Source organism: Sphingobium sp., assembly GCF_033795625.1.
Classification (GTDB): domain Bacteria; phylum Pseudomonadota; class Alphaproteobacteria; order Sphingomonadales; family Sphingomonadaceae; genus Sphingobium.
In genome coordinates, this window is record NZ_JARYGI010000096.1 from 1 (window position 1) to 915 (window position 915).

Sequence of the window (915 nt, forward strand, 5' to 3'; positions counted from 1 at the left end):
CTGCCGGGCGACAATGCCTATGCCAATTATCGGGAGGCGAACAAGGCGCTGTGGCGGCAATCGGTGCTGCCCTTGGCGGAGGCGATTTTGGGGGCGGTGTCGCAGGGTCTGAGCGGCTGGTGGCCGGGCGTGTCGCTGGGGGTGGATCTGGATCGGGTGGTGGCGCTGGCGGATGAGCGGGCGGCCTTGTGGGAGCGGGTCGCCGGGGCGGATTTCCTGAGCGCGGAGGAGAAGCGGGGGATGTTGGGGATTGGGGGCGGGGCTCCCGCTGAGGGAATGTGAGGGCGCAACCCCCCTCCCCGTTCGTGCTGAGTAGAGACTGAGCTTGTCGAAGGCTCATATCGAAGCATCTGCTCTGCGCATGATCCTTCGATACGCCATTTCGACAAGCTCAATGGCTACTCAGGACGAACGGATGTGGGGTGGACATGCGGGAGCATCAGGAGAGAAACACATGGAAAACACGGAAATGCTGGCGCGGCTGGTCGCGCAGGCGGATGGGGACGGGCGCGATCTGGTGATGATCCGGGCGCTGGTCGAGGAAGCGAGCGAAGTCGGCGCATGGCGGGCGCTGGAGCGCGTGGGGCTGGGCGATCGCGGGGCGGAGAAGGATATCGAGGAACTGCGCGAATTGCTGAAAAGCTGGCGCAACGCGAAGAAGACCGCGTGGTCGGCGGCGATCGGGTGGACGGTGCGCGGGTGCCTGGCGCTGGTGCTGGTCGGGGTGGCGGTGAAGCTGGGGCTGCTGGCTCTGGTGGCGGCGTGAGTGGCGCGCGGGGCGTGCGGTTCGCGGGCTATGCGGCGGTGTTCGATGCGGTGGATCGCGGCGGCGACGTGGTGCGGGGGGGGGCCTTCGGCGCGCTGGTCGGGCGCAGCGTGCCGTTGCTCTGGCAGCATCGCGTGGATCAGCCGGTG

At 67.9% G+C, this 915-nt stretch carries 2 protein-coding genes and 1 pseudogene; all 3 read left to right on the forward strand.

The annotated features are described in order from the left end of the window. Positions 1-282, forward strand: a pseudogene (locus tag QHC67_RS18730) (phage portal protein); the annotation flags it as partial. 172 nt (positions 283-454) lie between these two features. After that, the gene (locus QHC67_RS18735) at positions 455-766 is read left to right on the forward strand and encodes a DUF6127 family protein (RefSeq protein ID WP_319296673.1); all 312 of its coding nucleotides are present in this window, start codon (positions 455-457) and stop codon (positions 764-766) included. Next, positions 763-915: HK97 family phage prohead protease (locus tag QHC67_RS18740; RefSeq protein WP_319296675.1), on the forward strand; the 153-nt coding region annotated here is incomplete at its 3' end. The genes QHC67_RS18735 and QHC67_RS18740, both read left to right, overlap by 4 nt.